The sequence below is a fragment of the Ruegeria sp. HKCCA4633 genome (assembly GCF_013034605.1).
In the GTDB taxonomy this organism is placed as follows: Bacteria; Pseudomonadota; Alphaproteobacteria; order Rhodobacterales; family Rhodobacteraceae; genus Ruegeria.
This window is the reverse complement of the sequence record NZ_WQGJ01000020.1, coordinates 1-3,455: the sequence shown is the minus strand read 5'-3', so window position 1 is coordinate 3,455 and position 3,455 is coordinate 1. Positions and strand designations below refer to the sequence as shown.

The 3,455-nt window shown below is 51.3% G+C and carries 3 protein-coding genes; 1 reads left to right on the top strand and 2 read right to left on the bottom strand.

The genetic code is table 11. From position 1 onward, the window contains the following. A partial coding sequence (locus GOV85_RS21350) for a hypothetical protein (protein ID WP_217358306.1) occupies positions 1 to 465 on the top strand: 465 nt, incomplete at its 5' end. Here the strand turns inward: GOV85_RS21350 and GOV85_RS21345 are convergent. Next, positions 466 to 1,407: a metallophosphoesterase gene (locus GOV85_RS21345; protein ID WP_171181994.1), complete on the bottom strand. Its 942-nt coding sequence runs from the start codon at positions 1,405 to 1,407 to the stop codon at positions 466 to 468. Further along, the gene (locus GOV85_RS21340) at positions 1,397 to 2,830 is read right to left on the bottom strand and encodes a hypothetical protein (protein ID WP_171181992.1); all 1,434 of its coding nucleotides are present in this window, start codon (positions 2,828 to 2,830) and stop codon (positions 1,397 to 1,399) included. Before GOV85_RS21340 ends, GOV85_RS21345 begins: the two co-directional genes overlap by 11 nt. Positions 2,831 to 3,455: the final 625 nt, after the last annotated feature.

The window sequence follows — 3,455 nt, the reverse complement described above, 5'->3', positions numbered from 1 at the left end:
GGCATGGCGGTTGGGTTTCTGGTCGTACAGCACGGATCGATGATCGGGTTCGTGATTTTTGGAATAGGAGCTCTGTTAAGGTTCCGATCAAATATGGATGACCCGGTCGACACGGTGGAAATGATTATAGTCACCGTGCTTGGGCTGGCGGTAGGGCTGGGCTTACCCTTGATGGCCACACTGGTGGCGGTTGTATGTTGGTGTTTCATTTGGTTGGGTGGCCGAAACAAAGGTGTGGAAATCTTACTAAAGGGTTCTGACGAAGAGCACTCATTGAAAGTCAGCGGGGACATTGAAGCTATGGCCGCAGACGCTGGCTGGAAGTTGGTCAGAAAACACCACGTACCCGGAAAATCTCGCGTTTCTTTGCTTTTCATTACCTCGGGTGGATTGTCGGAAGCTCGGATCGAAGAGATGATAAACGATCTGGTCCCTGAAAAAGTTGAGCTGAAACTCAACCTCTAATCATTTCACAAGGTCTAAGCGTTTCAACACCGCATTCGGGGATCTGATCTCTTTCGGGAGCGACTTGAAGTTTGCTGACCTTTCGAAATCAGGCCCTCGATATACTGCTATCCCAAACTCTCCGTTTGGTTGGAACGTAACATGAGTGAAGCTGTGAGGTGATTTGGCATTGTCACCAATAAGCCGTCGCGGGCCACCTCCCAAACAAGCTTGGGAAACATAAGCCACACCGTCTTTCCAGCCTGGGTAGAAGGCATGATGGTGGCCTGACAGATGCAGAACGACACCGCTTTCTAGGTAAATTTTTTCAAGTGTTGGGTCACCGATGATTTCGCGTTCGCGCTGGATCGCGAACGGCCAAAGTGGGAGGTGACTGAAAGTGACAATCGGGTCCCCGTCTGCACCCAGTTCCTTTAGCCGGTCCTGCTGGTCGCCGGATAGCGGCCCTAGGGTTGTTGCATCCAAAGACGCAAATGTTACACCCTGCATCTCAAATGCGTAGAAGAACGGGTAGTCATCCGAAATCAGGAAATCGACGTCTGGCTTTCTCGGTGTCCATTGCTCTGCATATATTTTTCTTTCACGCTCGAACCCTCGGTAAGCAGAGGCATCGTGGTTCCCAGGCGTGACCGCAAATGGAATTCCGGCGGCCTCTAAAGGATCTGATACGGCTTCGTGAAAGGCATTCCACATCTCCCTGACTTGTTTGTCTGACAAGTTGGGAATGCGCTGTCCCGCGACCATATCGCCCGTCGAAATCACCAAATCGGGATCAATCTCGATTATCCGTTCAATCGCCGTATCGACCCGAGGCGCATACTTTACCGAACCGTAACTGCCGTTCAGGTCCGATATGACGATGACGTCCAATGCCGCCGCTTTGCAGGCGATTAGAGCGGTCCAAATGAACGCCGCAAAAAGCGTAGAAAGCCTACGGGTCATTACAATCCACTGTCTCTACCTCGGTGTTGTTTCTCAAAAAGAATGCGACAGGATCCAAGTCGAACATCAAATCACCATTAGAACAATTGTCCTGGAGAATGGACGTTGCCAACTCGGTGTTTTTTACAACCTGTGCAATCTGCCTATCTGACAACCCAAGGCTTCGCGACAACCAGCCGTAGACGGGACCTTGAGATTGAAGATCATTATTCAAAGCGACCAAGCGCCGGTACGTGCTTGGAGAGAAGTGCCGCATTTTCTCCAGCATTTGAGTGGATTTCGCGAAGTTGGCATACTCGACCCGCCCACCAGCATCGTTGTCGTTTAGATTGCTGCGACGGATCAATAATGCGTCGGCGGGAATATCTCCATCGTTTGGCTCATGGTGTTTGGCTTTCTTGTGCTTCAGCTTTCCGTCTTCGACCCAATACCAATAGGGTGTGAAGTCTATGTTTCCTACGCGGTCCTGCTGGCTAAAGATAAAGTCGAGGAGAACAATCTCGGTCAGTTCTTGCATCCAAAATGCCATCTGTTGGTCACTGACATCGGGACCGAGATCCTTGTTGATCATCCGGTCTTTTCGGCCTTCTTTCACGCCCTCTGCAATGGCCTCTAGCAAGGGTTTTGAAGATCGCAAAGCCAAGAAAGCGGGGGTTTCCTGAAAATCGCGGTTCTGACCTTTCCCCCAACCAGATTTGCGGGTGCCGTTGATTTCCGAGCCGTATCGATGCCCGGGACTGTCAAGCAGTACACCGTAAATTTGCGTTCGATCCGAGGTGAACAGATCATCGGTGGGTTGGTATGAATTTGGGTCGGAATCCGCAGCTGCGAAGACCCGCCAGCCTTCGTGGTTCATGCGCCCGCCATGAGAACCACCGGAAATCGCAAGGCCAGGCTCGGCGACCTCGGAGAAATGCGCCTGGGCGTCCATGCTACGCCAAACGGCTACTGGAACTTTGACAGTCGCGTCGAAATATCTGGAGAAATGATAGTAAAGCAGTGAAGACGTGGAAAACGTGCCACTGGTGCCTTTTTGGTTCATGGTGGACTTGAATTTAGCCACCCTGTCCTTGGCCAGATCTTTTGCCGCCTTTCCCTCCTTGCAAGCGTTTCTCTCGAATTCAGAACGGTTCCCCATGTAAGGTCCTTCCGAAATATCGTAAACGGCCATTCCTGGGCTGGTGCTCCAGATTTTTGGGCAAATAGCAATTTCGGAGGTATAGAAATCGATCTCGCAATAGGCTGTTTCTTCTTCAAGATCGCTTTTCTTGTACTCGCCCGTTGGAACTTTTTCGATCCGAATACAGCGTTCCATAACACCATTGGGACTATCAAATGTCGTGGCTTCACCTAGAACATCGTCGTTCGCCCACAAGACAGTGGGTGCAATGAGAGCAAGTGACCCCAGAAGATTGAACTTCATTTGGATAGTCCTCCCGGTATCATTTAGGGCAAATCGCTGCCTGTTGTTCGGTAGAGATCTTCAAATTGGAGTCGACACTGAAGTTGGAGAATTTTGAGTCAATCCACTGGTCGCACCCGCCTGAACATGGGGCACCGTTTCGGGCATCGTTCCAATATTCCTTGGCCCTTTCTTCCGTCCAACCGCAAAACTGGACGAGCGCCATTGCGGACAATGCTCCCGAGGAATGAACCCCCCACATGCAGTGCACCAGAACAGGGCCCTTTCCAGGGTTTTCAATCACCTCGTGTATGGATGCCATGACAGCACCGGGTCGGGAGGATCTGGCACTTTGATAGTCAAAGGATCCGTTTCCGCAACTGGTGCGACCGTATTGAGTGTTTTTGCCGAAGTCGGCATAAAACCCGGTTGAAAACCCTTCACCGCACAGAGTTTCGCGTTGACCCTCACTTAGGCCCGTTCGATCCTTGTCGCCGCCCTTGAAACCGGATCGATACAGGACACCGCTTAAGACCGGGCGAAAAAAAGCGACACCATCAACACCGCCGTTGCTACCCTTTGAGAGCATTTGACTGTTGCTTGGACCGCCGTTTCGACTGGTCACGTCAGAATTCGCAGCGGTTGC

What these genes read in the sequence shown, in the direction of transcription:
- GOV85_RS21345 (WP_171181994.1), bottom strand. Translation starts at nt 1,407, where the DNA reads ATGACCCGTAGGCTTTCTACGCTTTTTGCGGCGTTCATTTGGACCGCT.
- GOV85_RS21340 (WP_171181992.1), bottom strand. Translation starts at nt 2,830, where the DNA reads ATGAAGTTCAATCTTCTGGGGTCACTTGCTCTCATTGCACCCACTGTC.